Annotated in this window: 23 protein-coding genes, 1 riboswitch and 1 other annotated feature; of the genes, 9 read left to right on the plus strand and 14 right to left on the minus strand. The window is 38.2% G+C overall.

The window, feature by feature from the left end; all coding sequences use genetic code 11:
• Positions 1-87: 87 nt before the first annotated feature.
• Both CKK03_RS08855 and CKK03_RS08860 read right to left on the minus strand, forming a co-directional pair.
• Entirely contained in the window at positions 88-618 is a 531-nt protein-coding gene (locus CKK03_RS08855; RefSeq protein WP_099362228.1) for a hypothetical protein, read from the minus strand.
• Between the two features lie 191 nt (positions 619-809).
• Positions 810-1112: a rhodanese-like domain-containing protein gene (locus CKK03_RS08860; protein WP_099351927.1), complete on the minus strand. Its 303-nt coding sequence runs from the start codon at positions 1110-1112 to the stop codon at positions 810-812.
• A 159-nt stretch (positions 1113-1271) separates the two neighbouring features.
• Here CKK03_RS08860 and CKK03_RS08865 point away from each other — a divergent pair, with 159 nt between their 5' ends.
• Positions 1272-2321: a M42 family metallopeptidase gene (locus tag CKK03_RS08865; RefSeq protein WP_099362229.1), complete on the plus strand. Its 1050-nt coding sequence runs from the start codon at positions 1272-1274 to the stop codon at positions 2319-2321.
• A gap of 69 nt (positions 2322-2390) precedes the next feature.
• Here CKK03_RS08865 and leuS read toward each other — a convergent pair whose 3' ends face one another.
• Positions 2391-4808, minus strand: coding sequence for a leucine--tRNA ligase (gene leuS, locus CKK03_RS08870; RefSeq protein WP_099362230.1), 2418 nt, complete (start codon positions 4806-4808; stop codon positions 2391-2393).
• A gap of 68 nt (positions 4809-4876) precedes the next feature.
• Positions 4877-5110, minus strand: a binding site (T-box leader).
• Positions 5111-5522: 412 nt separating this feature from the next.
• Here leuS and CKK03_RS08875 point away from each other — a divergent pair.
• Positions 5523-6587, plus strand: a complete 1065-nt coding sequence (locus CKK03_RS08875; RefSeq protein WP_099362231.1) for a multicopper oxidase domain-containing protein — start codon at positions 5523-5525, stop codon at positions 6585-6587.
• A gap of 133 nt (positions 6588-6720) precedes the next feature.
• Here CKK03_RS08875 and CKK03_RS08880 read toward each other — a convergent pair whose 3' ends face one another.
• The 6 genes from CKK03_RS08880 to CKK03_RS08905 form a co-directional block, all read right to left on the minus strand.
• Positions 6721-7497, minus strand: coding sequence for a 3-hydroxybutyrate dehydrogenase (locus CKK03_RS08880; protein WP_099362232.1), 777 nt, complete (start codon positions 7495-7497; stop codon positions 6721-6723).
• A 9-nt stretch (positions 7498-7506) separates the two neighbouring features.
• Positions 7507-8826, minus strand: a complete 1320-nt coding sequence (locus CKK03_RS08885) for a GntP family permease (protein WP_099362233.1) — start codon at positions 8824-8826, stop codon at positions 7507-7509.
• A gap of 338 nt (positions 8827-9164) precedes the next feature.
• Positions 9165-10538, minus strand: a complete 1374-nt coding sequence (locus CKK03_RS08890; RefSeq protein WP_099362234.1) for a sigma-54 interaction domain-containing protein — start codon at positions 10536-10538, stop codon at positions 9165-9167.
• 119 nt (positions 10539-10657) lie between these two features.
• Positions 10658-11842 carry an MDR family MFS transporter gene (locus tag CKK03_RS08895; RefSeq protein WP_099362235.1) on the minus strand — a complete coding sequence of 395 codons (1185 nt, stop codon included), beginning with the start codon at positions 11840-11842 and terminating at the stop codon, positions 10658-10660.
• Positions 11843-12347: 505 nt separating this feature from the next.
• Positions 12348-12509: a glycogen biosynthesis protein GlgD gene (locus CKK03_RS08900; RefSeq protein ID WP_099351919.1), complete on the minus strand. Its 162-nt coding sequence runs from the start codon at positions 12507-12509 to the stop codon at positions 12348-12350.
• An 11-nt stretch (positions 12510-12520) separates the two neighbouring features.
• The gene (locus CKK03_RS08905; RefSeq protein WP_099362236.1) at positions 12521-12805 is read right to left on the minus strand and encodes a YtzC family protein; all 285 of its coding nucleotides are present in this window, start codon (positions 12803-12805) and stop codon (positions 12521-12523) included.
• A 244-nt stretch (positions 12806-13049) separates the two neighbouring features.
• On the opposite strand from CKK03_RS08905, the gene mnmL reads away from it, so the two are divergent.
• The gene (gene mnmL, locus CKK03_RS08910; protein WP_099362237.1) at positions 13050-14012 is read left to right on the plus strand and encodes a tRNA modification radical SAM protein MnmL/YtqA; all 963 of its coding nucleotides are present in this window, start codon (positions 13050-13052) and stop codon (positions 14010-14012) included.
• The gene (mnmM, locus tag CKK03_RS08915) at positions 14009-14581 is read left to right on the plus strand and encodes a tRNA 5-(aminomethyl)-2-thiouridylate-methyltransferase MnmM (protein WP_099362238.1); all 573 of its coding nucleotides are present in this window, start codon (positions 14009-14011) and stop codon (positions 14579-14581) included. Before mnmL ends, mnmM begins: the two co-directional genes overlap by 4 nt.
• A gap of 23 nt (positions 14582-14604) precedes the next feature.
• Here mnmM and tbcS read toward each other — a convergent pair whose 3' ends face one another.
• Complete coding sequence (tbcS, locus tag CKK03_RS08920) at positions 14605-15669, minus strand: tetraprenyl-beta-curcumene synthase (protein ID WP_245864065.1); 1065 nt, start codon at positions 15667-15669, stop codon at positions 14605-14607.
• Positions 15670-15788: 119 nt separating this feature from the next.
• Between tbcS and CKK03_RS08925 the strand changes: the two genes are divergently transcribed.
• Positions 15789-16310, plus strand: coding sequence for a gamma carbonic anhydrase (locus CKK03_RS08925; protein WP_099362239.1), 522 nt, complete (start codon positions 15789-15791; stop codon positions 16308-16310).
• 40 nt (positions 16311-16350) lie between these two features.
• Here the strand turns inward: CKK03_RS08925 and metK are convergent, their stop codons facing one another.
• Positions 16351-17550 carry a methionine adenosyltransferase gene (gene metK / locus CKK03_RS08930; protein WP_099362240.1) on the minus strand — a complete coding sequence of 400 codons (1200 nt, stop codon included), beginning with the start codon at positions 17548-17550 and terminating at the stop codon, positions 16351-16353.
• 232 nt (positions 17551-17782) lie between these two features.
• A riboswitch (SAM riboswitch) is annotated at positions 17783-17943 on the minus strand.
• Positions 17944-18225: 282 nt separating this feature from the next.
• Between metK and pckA the strand changes: the two genes are divergently transcribed.
• Positions 18226-19815: a phosphoenolpyruvate carboxykinase (ATP) gene (pckA, locus tag CKK03_RS08935; RefSeq protein ID WP_099362241.1), complete on the plus strand. Its 1590-nt coding sequence runs from the start codon at positions 18226-18228 to the stop codon at positions 19813-19815.
• Positions 19816-20021: 206 nt separating this feature from the next.
• Here the strand turns inward: pckA and CKK03_RS08940 are convergent, their stop codons facing one another.
• Positions 20022-20831, minus strand: a complete 810-nt coding sequence (locus tag CKK03_RS08940) for an alpha/beta hydrolase family protein (protein ID WP_099362242.1) — start codon at positions 20829-20831, stop codon at positions 20022-20024.
• Positions 20832-20987: 156 nt separating this feature from the next.
• On the opposite strand from CKK03_RS08940, the gene CKK03_RS08945 reads away from it, so the two are divergent.
• From CKK03_RS08945 to CKK03_RS08955, 3 genes are read left to right on the plus strand one after another with little or no spacing between them, the layout of a single operon-like run.
• Positions 20988-21974, plus strand: a complete 987-nt coding sequence (locus CKK03_RS08945) for an ABC transporter substrate-binding protein (RefSeq protein WP_099362243.1) — start codon at positions 20988-20990, stop codon at positions 21972-21974.
• Positions 21975-21984: 10 nt separating this feature from the next.
• The gene (locus CKK03_RS08950) at positions 21985-22764 is read left to right on the plus strand and encodes an ABC transporter ATP-binding protein (RefSeq protein WP_099362244.1); all 780 of its coding nucleotides are present in this window, start codon (positions 21985-21987) and stop codon (positions 22762-22764) included.
• Positions 22742-23551 carry an ABC transporter permease gene (locus CKK03_RS08955; RefSeq protein WP_099362245.1) on the plus strand — a complete coding sequence of 270 codons (810 nt, stop codon included), beginning with the start codon at positions 22742-22744 and terminating at the stop codon, positions 23549-23551. The genes CKK03_RS08950 and CKK03_RS08955 overlap by 23 nt, the downstream gene beginning before the upstream one ends.
• A 19-nt stretch (positions 23552-23570) precedes the next feature.
• Here CKK03_RS08955 and ytkD read toward each other — a convergent pair whose 3' ends face one another.
• A complete protein-coding gene (gene ytkD, locus CKK03_RS08960) occupies positions 23571-24059 on the minus strand; it encodes an RNA deprotection pyrophosphohydrolase (protein ID WP_099362246.1) in 489 nt (162 codons plus the stop codon).
• 73 nt (positions 24060-24132) lie between these two features.
• Positions 24133-24471, minus strand: a complete 339-nt coding sequence (locus CKK03_RS08965) for a hydrolase (RefSeq protein ID WP_099362290.1) — start codon at positions 24469-24471, stop codon at positions 24133-24135.
• Positions 24472-24570 lie beyond the last annotated feature (99 nt).

Below are 24570 nucleotides of genomic sequence, written 5' to 3' on the forward strand. Positions count from 1 at the left end.
CAGAAGTCATTTCTTATCTGAAACTTATGCCATGATCTTTTCCTTTTTTACCCAATAGAGTTCCCTTATACTTCCAAGATGAAAGAATTAGTTCATTTCCTTTCTTGCAAACAGTCCTGTAAATAAAAAACAGGTGATGAAAGCGAATAGGGTTACGGTGATGGCCATGACTAGTCCGATGAATGCCATAAAGGTATCGTCCCCTGGAAATTGTGGTTCAAGCGTGACAATCATATAAGCGAAAATAAGTGTAAGGATTAAATAAAAGCTACTGCCTAGAAACCCTCTTAGTAAACGCCCCTTTTTATCACCTTTCCAGGCATTCAAAAGTATAATCCATGCAATCAGACTTACTAGAACAGCTCCCACCATAATAAATAAATGGATGTAAGGAATCATCAGGAAGCTCAGTCCATAGAGTATTAATAAAGTTGAGCCAAATAAAATTGCATTCAAAACAAATAGAAATAACCCACTAAGCCATGGATTTTGGAACCAATTATAGCTTGATAGTTTTTGTACTATTCGATTATTGGTACCTATGTAATTCACAAGTTTGTTTTGATAAATTCCCAAAACAACGACTAATAAGATACCAAGCAATAAAAAAAGTGTCATTTCTTCCCCTCCAAATGTTATTATTTTAATTCTAAACATATTTTTATTGTTTTTCAATAAATTATTACCGTTATTTACTACTTTTTTATTGTTTCAACAACACGAAAAACGTGAATCCTATATGAATTCACGTTAAATACTTATTTGAAATTAATTTTTCTTTTTATCAGAAATACAGGTAGCCCTTCCTTTTATCGCTTCGTTTCTCCTGTCCAATTCATCATTCCACCGACCATGTTTCGGACTTTATAGCCTTGGTCATCGAGATATGCACAGACATTGAAGCTTCTTCCACCAGAGCGGCAAATAATGATGTATTCAGTATCTTTATCAAAAAACCCTAGATTTTCCGGAATTTCTCCCATTTTAATATGCTTTGCTCCAGGGATCATTCCCTCTGCTACTTCTTCATCTTCACGAACATCAACAAGCTCTAACTTCTCACCTGCTTCAAGCTTTTGTTTCAGTTCTTCGGTTGTTATTTCTTCAATCATTAGGTCCCATCCTCTCACTTTCTATCTCGACCATTATAGCAAATCGAAAATACGGATTACAATTTTCTAAAATTGAAGTTTTCCATATTCTTGAAAACTAGAATTTCTTTTTAAAAAAGAGTATGCTATAACTAGCTTAAAATCAAGGGGGAAAAGAAGTTGACGTATCCAAATACAGACGAAACCATTCAACTTATTAAAGAGCTTGTTTCGATTCCAAGTCCTTCTGGAAACACAAGCGAAGTGATCTCTTTCGTAGAAAAACTTCTAAAAGAGGAAAATGTAGATACATACCGAAACCGTAAAGGCGGGCTAATCGCTACTATTCCTGGAAAGGACACACAAAGACATCGTATGCTCACAGCCCATGTAGATACATTGGGTGCTATTGTAAAAGAAATTAAACCAAGTGGTCGATTAAAACTTGATCTAATTGGTGGATTTAAATACAACTCGATTGAAGGAGAATACTGCCGAATTGAAACTTCAACTGGTAAATTTTATACTGGGACTATTTTAATGCATCAGCAATCTGTACACGTATACAAGGATGCAGGTAAAGCTGAACGTAATCAAGATAATATGGAAGTCCGGATTGACGAGAAAGTAAGAAATGCGGATGAAGTTAGAGCTCTTGGTATTGAAGTTGGCGACTTTGTTTCCTTTGACCCACGTGTGGAAGTTACAGTTAATGGCTTTATAAAATCTCGTCATCTGGATGACAAAGCAAGTGTTGGTATCCTGCTTCAATTGATTAAGCAAATCAAGGCAGAGAATATTGAACTTCCGTATACAACTCATTTTCTTATTTCAAATAACGAAGAAATCGGCTATGGCGGGAACTCTAATATCACACCTGAAACAGTAGAGTATTTAGCCGTAGATATGGGGGCAATGGGAGACGGTCAATCAACCGATGAATTTACAGTTTCCATTTGTGTGAAGGATGCTAGTGGACCTTATCATTATGCTTTCCGCAAAAAACTTGTCCAACTTGCTGAAAAACATGAAATCGGGTATAAGCTAGATATTTATCCATACTATGGATCTGATGCATCCGCTGCTATTCGTTCTGGACATGATATTATCCATGGATTAATTGGACCTGGAATCGACTCTTCTCACGCATTTGAGCGAACACATAAAGAATCAATTGAAAACACTACAAAGCTACTCTATCACTATCTACAATCTGAAATGGTTGAGTAAATGGTGAAGCTGCCATTAGTGGTATCCTTTTACATGTTAAAAGCCCTCCAATTGGAGGGCTTTTTGCTATTAGTTAGCTACAATATTTACAAGCTTACCTGGTACCGCAATAACTTTGCGAACTGTTTTTCCTTCGATTTGTTCCTTAACCGGGTCTGCCCCCATCGCAATTTGCTCAAGTACTTCTTTAGAAGCATCTGCAGGAACATGAAGCTTTGCTTTTACTTTTCCATTCACTTGGATAACAATCTCAATTTCAGCTTCAACTAATTTTGCTTCATCAAATGCTGGCCATGATTCATAAGCAATAGAGCCTGTATTTCCAAGTTTCGCCCAAAGCTCTTCAGCCAAGTGAGGAGCAACTGGAGAAAGAAGTTTTACAAAGCCTTCAATAAACGGCTTAGGCAATTCAGTTGCTTTGTATGCATCATTGATGAATACCATCAATTGTGAAATTGCCGTATTAAAATGTAATGCTTCATAATCCTCTGTTACCTTTTTCACTGTTTGGTGATACACGCGTTCAAGTGTAGTATCATTTGAATCAACTTTCACTTTGGAAGATAGGCTGCCATTGTCTTCGATAAGCAAGCGCCAGATTCGATCTAAGAAACGACGAGAACCATCTAGGCCGTTTGTTGACCAAGCAATGGAAGCATCTAATGGTCCCATGAACATTTCGTATAAACGAAGAGTGTCTGCGCCATGAGATTCAATGATGTCATCAGGGTTTACAACATTTCCTTTTGACTTACTCATTTTTTCATTACCTTCACCAAGAATCATACCTTGGTTGAAAAGCTTTTGGAATGGCTCTTTCGTTGTAACAACACCGATATCATATAAAACTTTATGCCAGAATCTCGCATAAAGTAAGTGAAGTACTGCATGTTCTGCTCCACCAATATATATATCAACTGGCAACCATTCTTTTAATTTTTCCGGATCTGCGAGTGCTTGATCATTATGTGGATCAATGTAGCGTAAGTAGTACCAACAGCTACCTGCCCATTGTGGCATTGTGTTTGTTTCACGGCGGCCTTTTTTGCCAGTCTTTTCATCAACGACATTTACCCACTCTGAGATATTTGCAAGTGGTGATTCACCAGTTCCGGAAGGTTTGATTTCCTTCGTTTTTGGAAGTACAAGTGGAAGTTCTTCCTCTGGAACAGTAGTCATTGTTCCATCTTCCCATTGAATGACTGGAATTGGTTCACCCCAATAACGCTGGCGGCTAAATAACCAATCACGTAACTTATAGGTAATTTCCTTTTTACCTAACTTATTTTCTTCTAGCCATGAAATCATTTTTGAAATGGCTTCTTCTTTATTTAATCCATTTAGGAAATCTGAATTAACATGCTCACCGTCACCAGTATATGCTTCTTTGGAAACATCACCGCCAGCAACGACTTCTCTAATCGGCAATTCAAACTTTTGTGCAAATTCATAGTCACGCTCATCATGTGCTGGAACTGCCATAATAGCTCCTGTTCCATAACTCATTAGAACATAATCGGCAATCCAGATTGGCATTTTTTCTTGGTTAACAGGGTTAACGGCATATGCACCTGTGAATACACCTGTTTTATCTTTTGCTAGATCTGTACGCTCTAAATCACTCTTACTCTTGATTTTATCTAGGTAGGCATTGACTACTTCTTTTTGTTCAGGAGTCGTGATTTTATCAACAAACGGATGCTCTGGCGCAAGTACTGCATAAGTAGCACCAAATAAAGTGTCTGGACGCGTTGTGAAAACGGTAAATGTTTCTTCATGTCCATCAATGTTAAAGGTTACATGTGCTCCCTCTGAACGGCCAATCCAGTTACGCTGCATTTCTTTTAAACTTTCTGGCCAATCAAGCTCATCTAAATCCTGTAGTAACCGTTCTGCATATGCCGTAATTTTTAATACCCATTGTCTCATTGGGCGTCTTTCAACAGGATGGCCACCACGTTCACTTTTTCCATCGATTACTTCTTCGTTTGCAAGTACAGTTCCTAACGCAGGGCACCAGTTAACAGGAATTTCATCTACATATGCTAAACCTTTTTCAAAAAGCTTTGTGAAAATCCATTGTGTCCATTTATAGTAATTAGGATCTGTTGTGTTAATTTCACGATCCCAATCATATGAAAATCCAAGTTCTTTAATTTGTCGGCGGAAGGTATTGATATTTTTTTCAGTGAACTCAGCAGGGTCGTTTCCAGTATCTAAAGCATATTGTTCAGCTGGCAAACCGAATGCATCCCATCCCATTGGATGAAGAACATTGTATCCTTGCATACGCTTCATTCTTGCTAAAATATCAGTAGCCGTATAGCCTTCAGGGTGACCAACGTGCAATCCCGCTCCAGATGGATATGGGAACATGTCTAACGCATAGAATTTACGCTTTCCTTGGTCTTCAGTTGTCTTAAATGTTTTGTTCTGTTCCCAGTACTGCTGCCATTTTTTCTCGATCTTTTGGTGATTAAAACTCATAAGACTTCCTCCTTAATCAGTTACAAATGCTAAAAAAACCTATAAAAAAACAAAAAACCCCTAATCCCAAAAGGGACGAGAGGATATGTATTCTTCCCGCGGTACCACCCACATTAGTGACAAATTGTGCACTCACTTCATTCACCCTTAACGCGGATCATACGACAAGCACTAATTTGCACATTTGCAGTTCATGCTTGTTGCTCAAAGGCGAGTTCATGTTCATCAACGATTGACTTGCACCACCCGTCAACTCTCTAACACGTGTGTAGAACATTACTACTCCTTTTCAACGCTTCATTAATTTTTGATTATATTCAGTATTGTATAGAATTTATATAAGAACTGCAAGTGAAATAGGAAAAATTGGGCTTTTCCTCCATCATTTTACCCACTATATTTTTTCTTAAACGTATGAAGTTTCGTTTTTGGTTGATTATTCATAGCTGCTTTAACATCAAAAAACGGGTCATTGGGACAGCGATTCCTTGAGGGAAAAAAGGCCAAATTTGTGAAGGAATTTTGACTAAAAACATCGCTTCGAAAGCGTTTAAACCCTTATCACTATTGGAACGATGTTTATATGCTCACCTTTTCACAAACTGTCCACAGATTAAGTCAAAATGCGTGATTAAAATCACGTTTTTAGGAATGCTCTCCGAATATGATAAGGGTGTAGAAAGCAAATACCAAGTATCCAAGGGGGTATCATTCATGAACACAAAAATTAAATTGTTGGTTGCATCAATAGTTGGAACTTCAGTCATTTTATCTGGATGTGGTAGTAATCAAGAGGCAGCGAAGGAAGAGAAAGTAGAAGCACAAATAGCCGGTTCTGAGTCTAGCCATGGAGAAGTAATAGCTCCTCACAAAGACCTTAACCAAGAACCCATTCCTTTAAAAGTAGAAAGGGTATCAGAAAATGAAGTGAATGTTGAAATGACTGCTCAAATTACAGACATTGAAATTGACAAAGGTTATATCTATAAGGCATGGACCTTTAACGGTGAAGCACCAGGACCTGTAGTAGTTGTAAATGAAGGTGACACAATTAACTTTACACTAAAAAATATGGATCCAGCTATTCCACACAGCATGGACTTCCACGCAGTACATGCATCACCTTCAAAAGATTTCATTGATGTAATGCCTGACGAATCTGGAACATTCTCTTACCCAGCAAATAAGCCCGGAGTATTTATGTACCATTGCGGTACAAAACCAGTTCTTTCACATATCGCAAACGGTATGCACGGAACGATCATTGTAAAGCCTAAAGATGGGTATCCAACAGATAAAGAGATCGATAGAGAATACCTTATCATTCAAAACGAATGGTACAAATACAACGATTTAAATGACTTTACAAATGGTGTACCTAGCCAAGTCGTATTTTCTACTAAAGCCCTTAAAGAAGGAGACTTAAACACAAACGGCGATACATTCTCACTAAAAGAAACACCACTTCTTGCTAAAGTAGGTGACCGTGTAAGACTTTATATTAACAATGTTGGTCCAAATGAAGTGAGCTCCTTCCACGTAGTCGGTACAATATTTGATGATGTATATATCGATGGTAACCCATACAACCACATGCAAGGTCTACAAACTGTTATGCTCCCAGCTAGCGGTGGTGCAGTTGTTGAATTTACGGTTACAAAAGAAGGAACCTACTCAATCGTCACTCACCAATTTAACCATGCACAAAAAGGTGCAGTTGCATTATTAAAAGTTACAGCAGATGGAACAGATGACGGTAGTGAAACTGTTGGACATTAAAAAAAGACCCTATAAAAAAGTACACGAGTGGCACCCTTTTATAAGGTCAACAAAAATTCGCTAAATAAAGTTTACAATAAAAATAGAAAAATAGCAGAAAAAGAATCTCAGAATATGAGATTCTTTTTCACTCTTATTGAGCTGTATAGCCCCCATCAATAACACATGCCTGACCTGTTATTCCTTTTCCATGTTCACTTGCTAAAAACATAACGTAATTTGCAATTTCCTCAACCTCTAAAAGGCGCTTCTGTGGGACTAGAGGATAAATAACCTCCTCCAAAACCTTTTCCAGATCCACTTTTCGTGTTTTGGCTAAATCTGCAAGTTGATTTCTTACAAGTGGTGTATCGACATATCCAGGACATATTGCATTCACTGTAATTCCGTGCTGTGCGCCTTCTAATGCAGCAACCTTTGTCAAGCCAATCACACCATGCTTTGCGCTATTATAGGCAGCTTTACCAGCAAAACCGATTAAACCATTAATGGAAGCCATATTAATAATCCGTCCAAACTTTTGTTGTTTCATAATCGGAAACACATGCTTAATTGCCACAAATGGGGCAGTAAGCATAATGGACAATAATAATTCAAATTTTTCTTTTGGAAATTCTTCGATTGGAGACACATGCTGCAACCCTGCATTGTTGATTAAGCAATCAATTCTTCCGTATGTTGAAACCGTATTATTAATCATCTCAATAATTTCTAGTTCATTTGTGACATTACATTTTAAACCACTCGCATCATAGCCTGCCTCCTGAAGCTCTGATGCAGATTTTTTTACTGCTGACTCATCTACATCCGTTAACACAACACGTGCGCCATTCTTAGCAAAGGTTTTCCCCATTTCAAATCCAATCCCTCTTGCTGCACCGGTAATTAAGATAATCTGATCTGTAAACATGACGTCCTCCTAAATTCCTAAACCTAAAGAAAATAAAATAATGGCAATGGCTAGCCCAATTAATGGAACAATCACTGTTAATGCACCAACGGCACCATATGCATCCTTATGGGACTCACCACATATCGAACGAACTGTAGTTACAACATAGCCATTATGTGGGAGTGAATCCAAAGCACCTGACGAAATGGCCACAACCCTATGAAGGGCCTCTGTATTAACCCCTGTTTCAATATAATGTGGAGCTAATAAGGGAAGTGCAATCGCCTGACCCCCAGAAGCTGAACCTGTCATTCCGGCAATGACACTAACTGCAATTGCTCCTCCGATTAATGGGCTACCTGGAATACTTGTCATCGCATCAACTGCAACCTGGAAAGCAGGAACCGCTTTTGCGACTCCACCAAAACCAACAACAGCTGCAGTGTTACCAATTGCAATTAATGCACCCATTGTCCCCTCAGAAAGTGCTTTATTAACAGACGTAAAATACTTTCGATTCAATAAATACGTTGAAATAACCCCACCTAATAAAGCAATGATAAGGGCAGATTGAGCAAGTTGGTCATGAAAGAAAAACGAAATAATAAGAACCACGACTAACGGAATAAGTCCTGTAATCGGATGTGGCAATTCTTTATTTTCAACAATAGGGTCATTTTCCCTTGATACGAAGGTTTCTCCTTTTGCAACTGCCTTATTAATCATCCGTTTTAACCACCAGCCGCCGAAAATCATCATAAATACCGCAACAATTGCACTTACTTCCCAACCCGCTAATGGTGATGTGCCTAAAAATTCAATTGGAATCCAGTTTTGAATTTCTGGAGATCCTGCAGATGTCATTGTAAATGTAACAGAACCGAACGCTAATGTTGCAGGGATAAATCTTCTCGGTAAATTTGCTTCTTTAAATAGACTAATTGCCATTGGATAAACAGAGAAAGCAACAACAAACAAACTTACACCGCCATAGGTTAGAACGGCACACGCTAAAACGATTGCAAAAATGGCATATTTCATGCCTAGTTTATCAACAATCCACTTTGACACACTATCAGCCGCACCACTATCCTCCATCACTTTTCCAAATATGGCTCCTAATAAGAACATGAGGTACCAAGACGTAACGAAACTTGAAAATCCACTCATATAATTGCCAACAAAGTTTGCTTCTCCCTCTCCCGCTAACTGTGGAAACAATGGAAGGCCACTTAAAACAGCTACAACTAGAGCACATAATGGCCCTGCAATTAGTAAGTTCATGCCTCTCATTGTTAAAACAATTAAAAGCACTAAGCCTCCAACCAACCCAATCATACTGAGCATTTTATATCCCCCTTACTCAAATTTTCATTGTGAAACATTATCAACCAAGTACAGCAATTCCACCATCAATACTGTTTCATTTAGTAACCGCTTTCAACTTCTTCTGGACCTCTTTTTCAATTCGGTTTTTTTGACCTCCTTTTGATTATTTCAGTTTTTAATATTGCAAGTAGCGTGCCAAAATCGGAATGGTCATTAAATCGCCACATTTTACTATATTTTTCATCCTATCATTCCAGATTTCTGGAATGATAGTTTCCTAGTTTTTTAGAAAATGAGTGTACATGGGCAAAAAAAGAATTCCAGGAATCCGGAATAATGTTCCGGATTTCTGGAATTTATGATTCTAGTTTTAGCTTCTTAAGTTTTTCATACATACTAGATTTACTTATCCCAAGTGCTTTGGCAGCTAATTGTTTATCGTCACTATACTTTTGTAATGTTTTCTCGAGCACCCTTTTTTCAGTATCCTCAAGAATTTCCTTTAACGTTTTTTGGCCGATTAATAACTTTGGATCGTCAACTAAATAATCCGGTAGGGAACTGATCACTATTTTTTCTCCACTTGTTAAATGAATAGCGGCTTCTACTACATTTTCAAGCTCACGAAGGTTTCCTGGCCATTGATGTTGATTAAAGATATTCATTACCTCATCGTCAATAGCAGTAATCCTCTTTCCCGTACGCTTTGAAACTTTTTTAATAAAAAATTGGGTTAAAGGACCAATATCTTCTGGCCTTTCACGAAGGGGCGGAATTCTAAACGGGATTACATTGATTCGGTAAAATAAATCCTCACGAAATCGATTTTCTTCAATCATCTGCTCTAAAGGTCGATTCGTCGCTGCAATTACTCGAACGTCAGCTGGGATAGGCTTTACTGCTCCTACTGGTTCAACTTCTTTTTCTTGGAGAACGCGCAATAGCTTGATCTGCATATTTAGTGGCATGTCACCCACCTCATCTAAAAAAATGGTTCCACCATGTGCAAGAACAAACTTGCCTTTTTTTCCACCCTTTTTTGCTCCAGTGAATGCTCCTTCTTCATAACCAAATAACTCTGATTCTAATAAATGCTCAGGGATTGCTCCACAATTTATTTTTATAAGAGGATTTTGACTTCTTTCGCTTAGTTGATGAATACTGTGCGCGAACAATTCTTTTCCAGTTCCACTTTCCCCTCGAATTAAAACAGAAATATCACCTGATGCGATATTTTTAACCTTTTCCTTCAATTCAAGCACTTGCTTTGAAACCGTTTTAATATCATTTAACGTATATTTAGCCCCATTGTTTTCCTGCCAATCCTCAATATAGGTTTGCAGCTGTGACATCAAGCTTTTAATATGACTATTCATCTTATTTAATGCCTTGGTATCTTTAAAAATAACGGCCCCTACTGCCCCCACTATTGTATGTTCAGAATAAATTGGTATTCGATTCGCAATCATATAATTCCCTTTAATATAATGCGGACTGCCAATTTCCTCTTCTCCGGTTTGAACAACAATATGCATCCTTGTGTTTTCGATTATCTTTGTCACATGTGTGCCAATGACCTCTTCTCGATTGACTTCAAGGAAATCACAATAATTTTTATTCATATACATTATTTTACCTTGATGATCTACTACAACAATCCATTCATAAGCAGTGTCAATAATCGTTTCAAGAATTTTATTTTTGAACTCAAAATCATTGTGATTAATCATTTATTCCCCCACACCCTCTTTATTCTCCTTTTATATGTTCATCATATCATCTGAATAGGTATTCATTAAAGAGGATAAAAAAAGACCTGATACCGTTTTTTGTATCAAGCCCTTCTTAATTATGCACTAATAACAACATTCGCTTTTTCTTTTAATTTTTTATCATAAATCATAGTAGTGAAGATGGATACGAACAATAATACCGCTAATACCGTAAATAACATGCTCATACCCCATAAGTCAACAAGCAGTCCACCGAGTACGGGTCCAATCATTCGGCCGCCAGTTGCCATACTGTTTACAATCCCTTGGTAAAATCCTTCACGTCCCTTTGGTGCAAGATCGTTTGCAATGGTCGGTACAGCTGGCCATACAAACATTTCCCCAACCGTTAATATAATCATCGCAACTAGAAATCCACTAAATGAGCTTGCCGTCGAAACAATAAGAAAAGAACAAATAAAAATAAGAATTCCTATGATAATTTGTTTTTTCAAGGTCTTTGCAAAAGATTTTATCGCCATGTTCAGTATTGGCTGCCCGAGAACAATTAAGCCTCCGTTCACAGTCCATAATAAACTATATTCCTTTAATGTGATGCCAATATCTTGTGTATAGCTTGAAATGGTCGCTTGCCATTGTACATAGGCCACCCAACATAAAACATATCCAATACAAAGAATCAGTAATGCATTTAATTTTGAGCGATTTTTCACCATTTTTGACTGTTTTAATAAGCTTGATTGGGTAGCCTTTTCAGCGTGAATTCCTCGGTAACCGAACAATGCCACTAAGAAAAATAGAATATACATAAATGTATTTGCCATAAAAATATAATCAAATGAATAAGATGCCACAAATCCACCAAGTCCTGATCCAATCGCAACACCTAGGTTTTGTGCGATATAAACGGCATTAAATGACTTTCTTCCGCCTTCTGGCCAAACAGCCCCTGCCATTGCAAACATGGCTGGGAATACCATACCTGTACCAAGCCCAATAATGGTTAGGAAAATCACATAATGTGGCCAACCATGGTAAAAGGTAAGTCCTATTAGAGCCACTAATGAAATCAGGATTCCTGTCAGAATTGATTTATAGCCACCTATTTTATCAAATAACACGCCACCTACTAAATTTCCAATAACGGTTGCACCCGCATTAACCATTAATACAAGACCTGCAACAGATAAAGATTTACCAAGATGACCATGAATGTAAATCGCATTTAACGGCCATAAAAAAGATGAACCTGTGACATTAATGATCATTCCAATAATAATCATCCAAAGCGCTCTCGGCATACGGGCACCTCCTTCATATTCACGTATTTATCGTATACCAAAAAATATTCTATTCCTTTCCACACGTTAATTCAATTTAAAAAAGTATTCGGATAAATGGACAAGAAGTAGTGTCAAGGTACATAATCAGGCGAATAGATCGTGAGCGTGTACCGCAAGAGCGGTGTCACGGTACAGGCTCAGGCAAATTCAGCGCGGGCGTGTACCACAAGAGCGGTATCACGGTAACATGCTCGGGCAAATTCAGCGCCAGCGTGTACCACAAGAGCGGTATCACGGTAACATGCTCGGGCAAATTCAGCGCCAGCGTGTACCGCAAGAGCGGTATCAAGGTACATGCTCGGGCAAATTCATCTCAAGCGTGTACCGCAAGAGCGATGTCAAAGTACATGCTCAGTCAAATAGAGCGCCAGCGTGTACCGCAAAAAACAATTTGAAGCCGTGCTACTTAAAATAGACACAAAAAAACAAACCGACAAGCGAATTTCGCTTGTCGGTTTGTCATTTATTCGGGACGCTGTTTTGATTTGATTGGTTGTCCCTTTTTCTGATAGTTTTGCTTTGATTTTTTCACAGGATCAAAATCCTGCCCGAACTCCACATCATTGCTGTTTACACCGTTTTTTGTTTTTTGCTCTGGGTTGTTTTGTTTCGAACGCTTTTTCATGAATTCATCCCCTACATCTTATACTGTTGAATCACGTTTGCATCCAAGGTCATATCATTTTGAAGTTGCTGTAATTGCAACCTCATTCGGTGCAATTGCTCTCGTTGCTGATCATTAGAACTTTGTGCTAACTTTGCTAATTCATTAGTGACTTCCTCTAGTTGCATTTGAGCATCTGTATATTCCGTAGTATTATAATGCTCCTGTCTTCTTGCGTACGTAATTTGTTCTTGAGCATTTCGGATTGAATCCTCACAGCGCTGTAAAAAGGCATCTACTGATTGTCGAGTAGCCATTCTTCCCCCTCCTACATTCGAAATGAGAAGCAAAAGCCTTCTCACCTATAGTTTGTTCATCCTTCATTACTTCTCTCAAAAAGTTATTTCCAATTTATGAGGCCAGTACGTGATGAGTCACATAGACGTTGCCACAGAAAGCGGTGTTCTTCGTCTTTGTTCTTCGAATTTTCATTTGAGTTCTTAAAAGCCCACGTGCTAAAATTTACGTAGCAAATTTTTTCTAGTTAGGAGGGGCGATTAAATGTCTCAAGGAAATCCATTTTCATATTCAACAGATAATAAACGTTATAATACATGGAATTACCACCTGCGTAATACATTTGGACATAAAGTATTCAAAGTAGCACTTGATGGAGGATTTGACTGCCCAAACCGTGACGGCACAGTCGCACATGGTGGATGTACTTTTTGTAGTGTCTCAGGGTCAGGTGACTTTGCCGGAAACCGTGCGGACGATATACTTACACAATTCCATACGATTAAAGATAAAATGCATGAAAAATGGAAGGATGGCAAGTACATGGCATACTTCCAAGCGTTTACAAATACGCACGCCCCTGTAGAGGTCTTGCGTGAACGGTTTGAACCTGTTTTAAGTCAAGAAGGTGTAGTCGGAATCTCTATTGCTACAAGACCTGATTGTCTGCCTGATGATGTTGTTGAATACTTAGCAGAATTAAATGAAAGAACCTACCTCTGGGTTGAGCTTGGTTTACAAACTGTACATGAAAAAACAGCGCAGCTAATTAACCGTGCACATGATTTTCAGTGTTATGTTGATGGAGTTAATAAGCTTCGTAAACATAATATCCAGATTTGCTCGCATATTATTAATGGCCTCCCACAGGAAACACCAGAGATGATGATGGATACAGCTCGAGAAGTAGCGAAATTTGATGTTCAAGGTATCAAAATTCATTTGCTGCATTTATTAAAAGGAACACCGATGGTGAAGCAATATGAAAAAGGACTATTGGAATTTCTCTCTTTTGATGATTATGTACAATTAGTTTGTGACCAGCTTGAAATTTTACCACCTGAAATGATTGTTCATCGCATTACAGGAGACGGTCCGATTGATTTAATGGTTGGGCCGATGTGGAGCGTTAACAAATGGGAGGTTCTAAATACAATAGATGCTGAATTGAAACGTCGTGACAGCTATCAAGGAAAATTTTATAAGAAGGTAGTTGAAAACGTATGAAATTAGATCGCATCCTTCCATTTTCCCGAAATTTACTCAAACTTGCTGTTAATGAAGGGGATTATGCAGTTGACGCTACAATTGGGAATGGTCATGACACAGCAATGCTCGCTTCTTTAGTTGGTGAAAATGGACAGGTCTTTGGCTTTGACATACAAAAAGAAGCCATTGAAAGCACAACCAATCGTTTGAAAGAGCAAGACCTATATGGGCGTGTTCGTTTGTTTCACGAGAGCCATAGTCAACTTTTAACGATAATTCCAACTGAAGCCCACGGCAAAATTGCAGGGGCCGTCTTTAATTTGGGCTATTTACCAGGGGGGAATAAGGAAATTGTTACAAAGGCTGATTCTACAATTGAGGCAATTGAGCAATTACTTACCCTCATGAAGCCTGAAGGTATTATAGTACTTGTTGTGTACCACGGCCATGAAGAAGGTGCAGTCGAACGAGATCAGCTATTAGAATACTGTTCAACACTTGACCAAAACCGTGCTCATGTTTTAATGTACCGATTTATGAATCAAATGAACAATCCACCTTTTATTATTGCCATTGAAAAAAGATAGAGCCCCATCGCTCTATCTTTTTCTCATTCAAACACATGTTGAAATCTACGGTAGGCTCGTCCATTTACATAAAAGAAAAACGAAGTCTTCCCACCAAGTCTAATGATTTTCTTCGCAATTTTTAATACACTTCGTTGTGTCCTTACCTTTTCATCTGATAGATAGAGACCTAATAAACCCCTATTAATCATACGGTGAAATTTTTCATTTGGTAACCCTGCTGTATGTTTATCTGCTTCCGTGATAAAATGCTTAAGGCGATCCACCAATTCATTTTCATGTGAATAATAAAAACAGAAATTCAAGTCTCCACCTTGACGGTCCTCTTCTTGATCAATGAAATAATCAAGAAGGATATGCAGACCTTGGATATATGGAAAATATCCATTCCGAACTTTGTTAGCCATCTCTTCGTTAAATTCTTCATGAAAAGCGTACGCAACTAAACAAAAAATCCCTAGTGTAGACCCTGAACAGGCTGAGAATTCATACCACTCCATGCTAGGTAGGTTCTTTTGGTGATCTTTAAACCAATTCTCAAGTCTTGGTACTCGCTCTTCTACCTTGACATGTTTATGGATTTGCAAAGCACAATAATAACTTGCCAATTCCTGTAAATAATCAGCAATTTTATCATAATGATTAAGGTTTTGAAGAACACCCTGACAGGTTGTTACTAGGCTTTCCAAGTATCCCCCATCTTCCTGTTCCTCTCGATATTGATAATAGTTTTTTGTTGGCTGTCCTGGTCGTAATGCATCTGGCATAGAGTCATGTAAAGAGCTAAAATCTAACGGATCAAGTGAGGTACTGCGATCACAAAGATTATCTAGATAGTCACTAATCGTTTGATAGGCAACGATAAAACGAATACATTTCTCCATTTGTCCTTCTGATAATAAGGCGAGAATTGCCCCACCTTCACAGTGAAACGTTTTAGTTTGAATGCTCGCTAATGCCTGTTTCCGAAGTTCCTCATTTGGAATAGCCTCCGCTTTTTTTTTCCAAATCGATAATTCACGATGTACAATCGGAAATACCTCACGATACACTTTCTTCATTAAACTAATTGGTTTTGTTGGTACCATCGCTATCACCTCATTTTTAGGAACATTAAATATATGTACGATTTACGATATTTGTAAAAGTTGATACACTTACCATAAATGATTATTTATCGAATATCAAACGAAAGGATGTATCTATTATGATTTATCCATACAAGGGGAAATATCCTGAAATTGCCGACTCTGTATATATTGCGGAATACGCGACTGTTACAGGTGACGTAAAAATTGGTGAGGAAACAAACATTTGGTTTAATACTGTTATACGAGGTGATGTGGCACCGACAATTATCGGAAAAAGAGTGAGCATTCAGGATAACTCAACCTTGCATCAAAGCCCAAATAATCCTTTAATTATTGAAGATGATGTCACAATTGGACATCAGGTGATCCTCCATAGCTCTATTATTCGTAAAAATGCTCTAATCGGGATGGGTTCGATTATACTTGATGGGGCCGAGGTTGGTGAAGGGGCTTTTATAGGTGCCGGTAGCCTCGTTCCACAAGGTAAAAAGATTCCACCAAACACTCTTGCATTCGGAAGACCAGCTAAAGTAATTCGTGAATTAAATGAAGAAGATCAAAAAGATATGGCCAGAATTCGCCGTGAATATGTGGAAAAAGGGCAGCATTATAAAGAATTACAGAAAAAAAAGAGATAACAAAGAAGCTCGCCAGTATAAGGCGAGCTTTTTTTCTATCTTATTTTGCAGCTTGTGTTTTAAGTGCTTCTGCTTTATCAGTACGCTCCCATGGTAAATCAACATCATTTCTACCAAAGTGACCATATGCAGCAGTTTGCTTATAAATTGGACGACGAAGATCTAGCATATTAATAATTCCAGCAGGACGTAAATCAAAATTATCACGAACCAATTCTACAAGTACATCCTCTGACACAGTTCCAGTTCCGAATGTGTCAACAGAGATAGAAACTGGTTGAGCAACGCCGATTGCATACGCAAGCTGAACTTCACATTTATCAGCTAAACCAGCTGCAACGATGTTTTTCGCAACATAACGAGCAGCATATGCAGCTGAACGGTCAACCTTAGTTGGATCCTTACCTGAGAATGCGCCACCGCCATGGCGTGCATAACCACCGTACGTATCAACAATAATCTTACGTCCAGTTAAACCAGCATCCCCTTGAGGACCACCAATTACAAATCGGCCAGTAGGATTAATGAAATATTTTGTATTCTCATCAATTAGTTCATTAGGAACGACTGGATTGATAACATGTTCTTTTAAATTACGTTGAATTTGCTCTAATGAAATTTCAGGATGGTGTTGAGTTGAAATAACAATCGTATCGATACGAACTGGATTGTTGTTCTCATCATATTCAACAGTAACCTGAGTTTTTCCATCTGGACGTAAATATGGAAGAATCTCATCTTTACGTACTTTTGTAAGCCTGCGTGCTAACTTGTGAGCTAATGAAATTGGTAGAGGCATTAATTCTTTTGTTTCGTTACAAGCATAACCAAACATTAATCCTTGGTCTCCAGCACCAATTGCTTCAATTTGCTCATCTGTCATTTGACCTTCACGTGCTTCTAAAGCTTGGTCAACCCCCATTGCAATATCTGGTGATTGCTCATCAATGGATGTTAAAACAGCACAAGTTTCATAGTCAAATCCGTATTTTGCACGTGTATAGCCAATCTCTTTAATCGTTTCACGGACAATCTTTGGGATATCTACATATGTAGAAGTTGTAATTTCTCCCGCAACAAGTACAAGACCTGTTGTGACAGAAGTTTCACACGCTACGCGTGCATTTGCATCACTTGCTAAAATCGCATCTAAAATAGAATCTGAAATTTGGTCACAGATTTTATCTGGATGTCCTTCTGTAACAGACTCTGAAGTAAATAAACGGCGTCTATTTGTCACAAACGCTTCCTCCTTTTCGGATTCAGAATCGAATAGGTTCGAGTTCTGACATTCATTGATACGGTACTCATTCCCTTAGTATTGTTACCTTCACGATTTTCTATCCTATATTAATGAACAGTTATCTGCGTTAAACACATATTACGCGTTAAGTAACATCAACAAAACCAATAAAGAATAAAAACCTTTCCCACTTTTTTGAGGAAAGGTTTATCGTTTATCCAGCCTTTCACTCTTATCGATCAAGGTCATGCCTTGCTCAGGTTAGCACCTTATCACTTTTCGAATGTGGAGACCTACTAATAGGTTTCACAAAAAAACATTTGATATGTAAGAAAAGTGATGGTTGCCGGGTTTCATTGGGCCTGTCCCTCCGCCAGCTCGGGATAAGAGAGTATCCGTTCAATGACATATCATATCGCAGTATTCCGTAAGGTGTCAACAGAATTTCAAAAAAAAACAAAGTCGAACTGTGTCACACTATTTCCACGAAATCGACAAACTTTAAAAGAATTATCGATTATAAAGGACTATTTTAGAATCTGTGCGCACTTTTTAATGATATGTTACGTAAAATACGTTAAATAGTATAGACTATTTTTATTAATGTGTTATACTAATTGTAAATTTGAGATAATTTATGGAAATTTAAAAATTAATAAAGGATGGTTTAACATGAATTCAGTTGAAGTTTCAAATGAGCAGCTATTAGAATTAGTGAATGGAAAAAACGCACTCCATAACCTATCTGTTCCTATTTTAGTTGAAAAAGTACTATCTAGACAAGAGGGAATCCTTACTTCGACTGGGGCTATACGTGCGACAACTGGGAAATACACCGGAAGATCACCAGAAGACAAATACATCGTAGAAGAAGCATCTACTAAAGATAGAATTGATTGGGGTAAGGTAAACAATCCAATTTCTGAAGAGGTATATGAAAAACTTTATACAAAAGTACTTTCATACTTAACAGAAAAAGATGAGATTTTTGTATTCAATGGATATGCAGGTGCTGACAAAAAAGTACGCATGCCAATCCAAGTAATCAATGAATATGCTTGGCATAATCTTTTCTCACAACAAATGTTTGTTCGGCCATCTGAAGAGGATCTAAAAACACATCAATTTGAATTCACAGTTATTTGTGCACCAAATTTTAAAGCTGATCCTGAGGTAGATGGTACCCGCTCTGAAACATTCATTATTATTTCCTTCGAAAAACGAACAGTGTTAATCGGAGGAACTGAATATGCTGGAGAAATTAAAAAGTCAATCTTCTCTGTGATGAACTATGTATTGCCTGAAAAAAATATTCTTTCTATGCACTGCTCTTCAAACGTCGGCCCAGAAGGTGACGTTGCATTATTCTTTGGTCTATCTGGAACAGGAAAAACAACTCTTTCAGCAGATCCAAAACGTCGTCTTATTGGAGATGATGAGCACGGTTGGTCTAGTTCTGGTGTGTTTAATATTGAAGGCGGTTGCTATGCTAAATGCATCAACCTCTCCCGCGAGAAAGAACCACAAATTTTCGATGCGATTCGCTTTGGCTCTGTGTTAGAAAATGTGGTTGTAGATGAAGAATCCAGAATAGCAGATTATGATGATAATTCATTAACTGAAAATACAAGAGCTGCATACCAAATTGATAATATTGATAATATTATTGTTCCTAGTATTGCAGGTCATCCAAATACTATCGTATTTTTAACAGCTGATGCTTTCGGTGTTTTACCTCCTATAAGTAAACTAACTAAGGAACAAGCCATGTACCATTTCTTAAGTGGCTATACAAGTAAACTAGCAGGAACAGAGCGTGGTGTTACTGCTCCACAAGCAACATTCTCAACTTGCTTTGGATCACCATTCCTACCACTTCCTGCAACAGAATATGCAGAAATGTTAGGTAGAAAGATTGATGAACACAATGTTCAAGTATTCCTAGTGAATACAGGTTGGACTGGTGGAGAGTATGGTATTGGAAGCAGAATGAAACTATCATATACTCGCGCAATGGTTCAAGCTGCGTTAGAAGGCGAGTTAAACAATGCTGAAACCGTGAAGAATGATATTTTTGGTCTAGAAATTCCAATTCATATTCCTGGGGTTCCTGATGATGTACTTCAACCATCCAAAACATGGGCAGACCAAAGTCAATACTATGTAAAAGCAAAAGAATTGGCTGTAAAATTCAAAGAAAACTTCAAGAAGTTCTCAAATGTTGCTAAAGAAATCGAATTATTGGGCGGACCGCGCATTTAATAACAAATGTGTAAGCGCCTTACAAGAGGAACATCGACTAACTACTGCCACGTCCTGTGGCAAACGTCGATGTCAGCACTTCCTGTGCAAGTCCGACAAGCACAAGACGAGCCGGCTAGAAGGTTGCTCTTTGACCTTCTCGACGGATTGGCTTGCGACCTCGAGGGCTAGGCGCTGGAACTAGACGTAAAGGAAGCTCGAGGAAATTAGTCCTCGAGCTTTTTTGTTTTTGGCTCCCTTGTTTTCATCCACTCCGTTAATCGTCTTACTGTTTCTCGATTTTCATGTGGCGGAAAATAATGAGTGTATTGTGGAAAATACCAACTTTCTACCTCTTTTCCGAGTTCCTTTATTCTTTTTTCTAGACGATACGCATGGTTAACAGAAACATTTTTATCCTTTTCACCATGAATAATAAGAACTGGAGCCTCCAGCTTTTCAAGTTCGTATAATGGTGTTCTCCATTTATAACGTTCAGGATATTTTGTTGGTGTTCCTCCTATTACCCGCTTCAGCATTCGCCGCAAATCGTTTCGTTCCACATACGTTAGGCTTAAATCACTCACGCCACCCCATGTCACGATCGAACATATCTTTGGATGCTGTATGGCTGTAAGAAGGGCCATTACTCCTCCGCGCGAAAACCCAAAGACATGGATCCGAGTCGGGTTCACTTTTTCATGATCCTCAAGCACTTTAAAAGCAGAAAATGCATCATACCTGTCATGACCAGCGAAATCTTCATTCCCATCTCCCCCCTGATTTCCCCGATAAAAAGGTGCCATCACTACAAAACCTTCTGAAGCAAATTGGATGATGCGACCAATACGGACCATACCTACATTTTTTATACCACCGCGTAGATATAAAAAACCGTCGTATACACCTTCTTCCTTTGGTTCAGCAAGATAACCTTTCACTTTTAGTCCTTTACTCCAATATGTAATTAAATAAAGATTGATTGCCGGATTGGGAGACGGAAATCTCATTTTTTCAATAATAGTGTCTTCCACCATATTATCCATCCTCTCTAAAACATGATTGTACAACCTTTACTTTAAATGTTCTTAAAAAACGCAAAAATAGGCATTCACACATTTTTGTCACGTTTCATAGTCTATCTTAAGTAGTTACTAAAGTCGACAGATGAACTGTCAAGGAGGAATGAATACATGCGCCGTATTCTTGCAAGCCTTTTTGCATTACTGCTTATTATTCCGTTAGCCGCTTGTAATAATGACCAGGTCCAAAAAATCCGTATTGCAGAGGTTACTCGTTCGGTGTTTTATGCACCGCAGTATGTAGCGATTACCGAAGGATTTTTTGAAGAAGAGGGCTTAGAAGTTGAATTAACAACTGTACCAGGTGGAGATAAGACTATGACTGCGTTAATTTCTGGTGGTGCTGATGTAGCCTTAGTTGGTTCTGAAACTTCCATATATGTTGAGGCACAAGGCTCAACCGACCCTGTTATAAATTTCGCAGCTCTTACACAAACGGATGGTACATTTTTAGTCGCAAGAGAGAACATCGAAAACTTTAGCTGGGAGCAACTCAAAGATAGTACATTCCTTGGCCAACGTAAAGGCGGTATGCCACAAATGGTTGGGGAGTTTGTATTAAAAAAGCATGGAATTGACCCACAAGGTGATTTGAATCTTATTCAAAACATCGACTTTGCCAATATTTCTAGTGCTTATGCGTCAGGCACAGGAGAGTTCGTCCAGTTATTCGAACCAACTGCAAGCCTTTTTGAAAAAGAAGGCCGTGGCTATATTGTCGCATCTTTCGGTGAAGAATCCGGTAAGGTCCCATATACATCCTTTATGACAAAGCAAAGCTTTATTGATGATAATGGGGACGCCGTCGAAAAATTCACAAGAGCGATTTATAAAGCACAACAATGGGTTGATTCCCATAGCCCAGAGGAAATCGCAGATTCAGTTCAAGAGTTCTTCCCAGATACACCACTTGATCTAATCACTTCTTCAATTGAACGTTACAAGAATCAAGGTTCTTACGCAACAAACCCTGTTTTATCAGAGGAAGCTTGGAATAACCTTCAAGACATTATGGATGAAGCAGGAGAATTACCAAAGAGAATTGACTACAACACACTTGTAAATACAAGTATAGCTGAAAAAGTAATTTCCAAATAGGAGTGTTACTATGAGCTTTTTGTCAGTAAAAGATATTCACCATGTATATTTTACAAAGGATTCTACAACGAACGCACTCGAGAATATTTCACTCACAATCGAGGAGGGAGAGTTTATCTCTCTTCTCGGCCCTAGTGGGTGTGGTAAAACCACTTTACTCTCAATTATTGCTGGATTATTAAAACCGACATATGGAGAGGTTTTGATTGAAGGTAAAAAGATTGAAAAAGCGAAGTCCGACATCGGCTATATGCTGCAACAGGACTACTTATTCCCATGGAAGACAATTGAGGAGAACATCCTTGTTGGCTTGCAAATCATGAACCAAGAAACAGATCAAACAAGAAAAAACACCCTAGAACTACTTGAAGAAATTGGCTTAAAAGGGGTTGAAAAAGCTTATCCGAAACAGCTCTCAGGAGGGATGAGACAAAGAGCCGCATTGGTTCGCACGCTTGCAACTAACCCAAAAATTCTTCTACTTGACGAACCATTCTCTGCACTAGATTTTCAAACGAAGCTGAAATTGGAGGACCTTGTGTCAGAGACCTTAAAGGAGTACCAAAAAACAGCCATTCTTGTCACACATGATATTGGTGAGGCAATTGCCATGAGCGACCGGATCTTCCTGCTTTCAAAAAGACCAGGTAAAATTGCAAAAGTATTTGATATCCCAGAGAACTTACGCAATGAGACTCCATTTGATGCAAGACAACACCCAGAGTATTCAAATATTTTTCAGCAAATATGGGAGGAGTTAGATAAACTTGAAACAAAACCTGAATATTAAAGACCTTCACAACCATTATTTGCAGTCGATTAAAAAAGAGAAAAGACTAGTCAGATTTTATCAAATCCTCATTTTTATTGTCTTTTTCGGGTTCTGGGAAATTGCGAGTCGAAGCCATTGGATAGACCCTTTAATCTTTAGCTCTCCTTCAAAAGTATGGAATCTATTCTTAGATAAAATAAATGATGGAAGTTTGTTTAATAATCTTGCTGTAACATTGTTTGAAACAGTGCTAGGGTTTATTATCGGAACGGTACTAGGGGTTTTAATTGCCGCGCTTTTATGGTGGTCAGAACGTCTTTCAAACATCCTTGATCCGTATTTAGTTGTTTTAAATGCAATGCCAAAAGTAGCATTAGGCCCAATCTTAATCGTTGCCTTAGGTACCGGTTATGTGTCAATTATTGCAATGGGCGCAATAATTTCGGTTATTATCACAACAATTGTCATCTACACTTCGTTTAAGGAAGTCGATTATAATTACATCAAGGTACTACAGACCTTTGGAGCAAATCGGAAACAAATCTTCCGCGATGTCATTCTCCCCTCATCCTTTCCAGCCATTATCTCCACATTAAAGGTTAACGTTGGATTGTCATGGGTCGGAGTCATTGTCGGAGAATTCCTTGTTTCAAAGCAAGGCTTGGGCTATCTTATCATTTATGGATTCCAGGTATTTAATTTCACTCTCATTTTCCTAAGCTTATTATTGATTGCCATTTGTGCCACTCTCATGTACCAAGGAGTTGAGCTCCTCGAGAGAAAGCTAATAAAGGATTCTAAATAGAAAGCTCATCTAGTATCAACTAGAGAGCTTTTTTCGTTTTTAAGTATTTTTTTACATAGTCAATGCTGTGAGTTAAGACATCATCCTTCATGATGAAGCTATATCGTCGGTCCGTTTTTACATGGTCTAGTGGAATTTCTTTTAGCAAGACAGGACCCTTTGTTTCAAAATAAGTATCTTTCTCAAGAAGGCGGGCAATTTCAGCAAAATAAATATTTTTAATAATCGTTTTCCCTTTTCCTATGACCTTATATTGACCCATATATTCGATTTCCTGAACCTCAGCACCTGTTTCTTCCATAACCTCACGAATCGCGGCAGCTTCAGGAGTCTCCCCCTCTTCAACCTTTCCCCCTGGAAATTCAAGCCCACGTTCAGAATGGTTTGTTAAAAGCCATTGATCCCGATATCGACAAATGACCCACACATGCTTCGGTTTGTCCGAAAAAGGATCGGGTGTAAACGATAAATTCACTTCATTATGATACATGTCTTGAAAAACAATCATTTTTTTATTCTCCAATATCGTTGTTTTTATTATTATGATAACATAAAAACAAGCCGCTTCATGTAGAAGTGGCTTAATCAATATTACCTAATACATCAAGTATGCCTTGTGATTGTATGAAATCTTTTGCTTCCTGATCTCCAAGCTGATAGATCATCTGAAAAACCTGCAGCATGTTTGTGTCGTACTTATCATTTGATGAATCAAAATGATATTCCACAAAAGGAACGTGTGCACGTAAAAATCCTTCAACTTCGTTTGCATAATTCGAATCAAACAGCTTTCGCAGTTGATGAATTTGCTCGTCTGTCGCTTCAATCTTATACTCCCAAGTAGATCCAGACTTTACTTGAGATATTTCCCCACTCCCTACAGCAATATAATAGGTTTTCTTAGACTGTTGTTCCACTATGGTCACTCCTAACAGTGATGTACGTTACTTTAGCTTTTTCCTCTCGTGTAAAAAATATTCAACATTCCATATGGCCCTTGCCTAAATTTCATTAAAATT

Origin of the sequence: Fredinandcohnia onubensis, from assembly GCF_002734215.1 — a bacterium.
GTDB classification, from domain to species: domain Bacteria; phylum Bacillota; class Bacilli; order Bacillales; family Bacillaceae_L; genus Ferdinandcohnia; species Ferdinandcohnia onubensis.

What these genes read in the sequence shown, in the direction of transcription:
- CKK03_RS08855 (WP_099362228.1), bottom strand. Translation starts at nt 618, where the DNA reads ATGACACTTTTTTTATTGCTTGGTATCTTATTAGTCGTTGTTTTGGGA.
- CKK03_RS08860 (WP_099351927.1), bottom strand. Translation starts at nt 1,112, where the DNA reads ATGATTGAAGAAATAACAACCGAAGAACTGAAACAAAAGCTTGAAGCA.
- leuS (WP_099362230.1), bottom strand. Translation starts at nt 4,808, where the DNA reads ATGAGTTTTAATCACCAAAAGATCGAGAAAAAATGGCAGCAGTACTGG.
- CKK03_RS08875 (WP_099362231.1), top strand. Translation starts at nt 5,523, where the DNA reads ATGAACACAAAAATTAAATTGTTGGTTGCATCAATAGTTGGAACTTCA.
- CKK03_RS08880 (WP_099362232.1), bottom strand. Translation starts at nt 7,497, where the DNA reads ATGTTTACAGATCAGATTATCTTAATTACCGGTGCAGCAAGAGGGATT.
- CKK03_RS08885 (WP_099362233.1), bottom strand. Translation starts at nt 8,826, where the DNA reads ATGCTCAGTATGATTGGGTTGGTTGGAGGCTTAGTGCTTTTAATTGTT.
- CKK03_RS08890 (WP_099362234.1), bottom strand. Translation starts at nt 10,538, where the DNA reads ATGATTAATCACAATGATTTTGAGTTCAAAAATAAAATTCTTGAAACG.
- CKK03_RS08895 (WP_099362235.1), bottom strand. Translation starts at nt 11,842, where the DNA reads ATGCCGAGAGCGCTTTGGATGATTATTATTGGAATGATCATTAATGTC.
- CKK03_RS08900 (WP_099351919.1), bottom strand. Translation starts at nt 12,509, where the DNA reads ATGAAAAAGCGTTCGAAACAAAACAACCCAGAGCAAAAAACAAAAAAC.
- CKK03_RS08905 (WP_099362236.1), bottom strand. Translation starts at nt 12,805, where the DNA reads ATGGCTACTCGACAATCAGTAGATGCCTTTTTACAGCGCTGTGAGGAT.
- mnmL (WP_099362237.1), top strand. Translation starts at nt 13,050, where the DNA reads ATGTCTCAAGGAAATCCATTTTCATATTCAACAGATAATAAACGTTAT.
- mnmM (WP_099362238.1), top strand. Translation starts at nt 14,009, where the DNA reads ATGAAATTAGATCGCATCCTTCCATTTTCCCGAAATTTACTCAAACTT.
- tbcS (WP_245864065.1), bottom strand. Translation starts at nt 15,669, where the DNA reads ATGGTACCAACAAAACCAATTAGTTTAATGAAGAAAGTGTATCGTGAG.
- CKK03_RS08925 (WP_099362239.1), top strand. Translation starts at nt 15,789, where the DNA reads ATGATTTATCCATACAAGGGGAAATATCCTGAAATTGCCGACTCTGTA.
- pckA (WP_099362241.1), top strand. Translation starts at nt 18,226, where the DNA reads ATGAATTCAGTTGAAGTTTCAAATGAGCAGCTATTAGAATTAGTGAAT.
- CKK03_RS08940 (WP_099362242.1), bottom strand. Translation starts at nt 20,831, where the DNA reads ATGGTGGAAGACACTATTATTGAAAAAATGAGATTTCCGTCTCCCAAT.
- CKK03_RS08945 (WP_099362243.1), top strand. Translation starts at nt 20,988, where the DNA reads ATGCGCCGTATTCTTGCAAGCCTTTTTGCATTACTGCTTATTATTCCG.
- CKK03_RS08950 (WP_099362244.1), top strand. Translation starts at nt 21,985, where the DNA reads ATGAGCTTTTTGTCAGTAAAAGATATTCACCATGTATATTTTACAAAG.
- ytkD (WP_099362246.1), bottom strand. Translation starts at nt 24,059, where the DNA reads ATGATTGTTTTTCAAGACATGTATCATAATGAAGTGAATTTATCGTTT.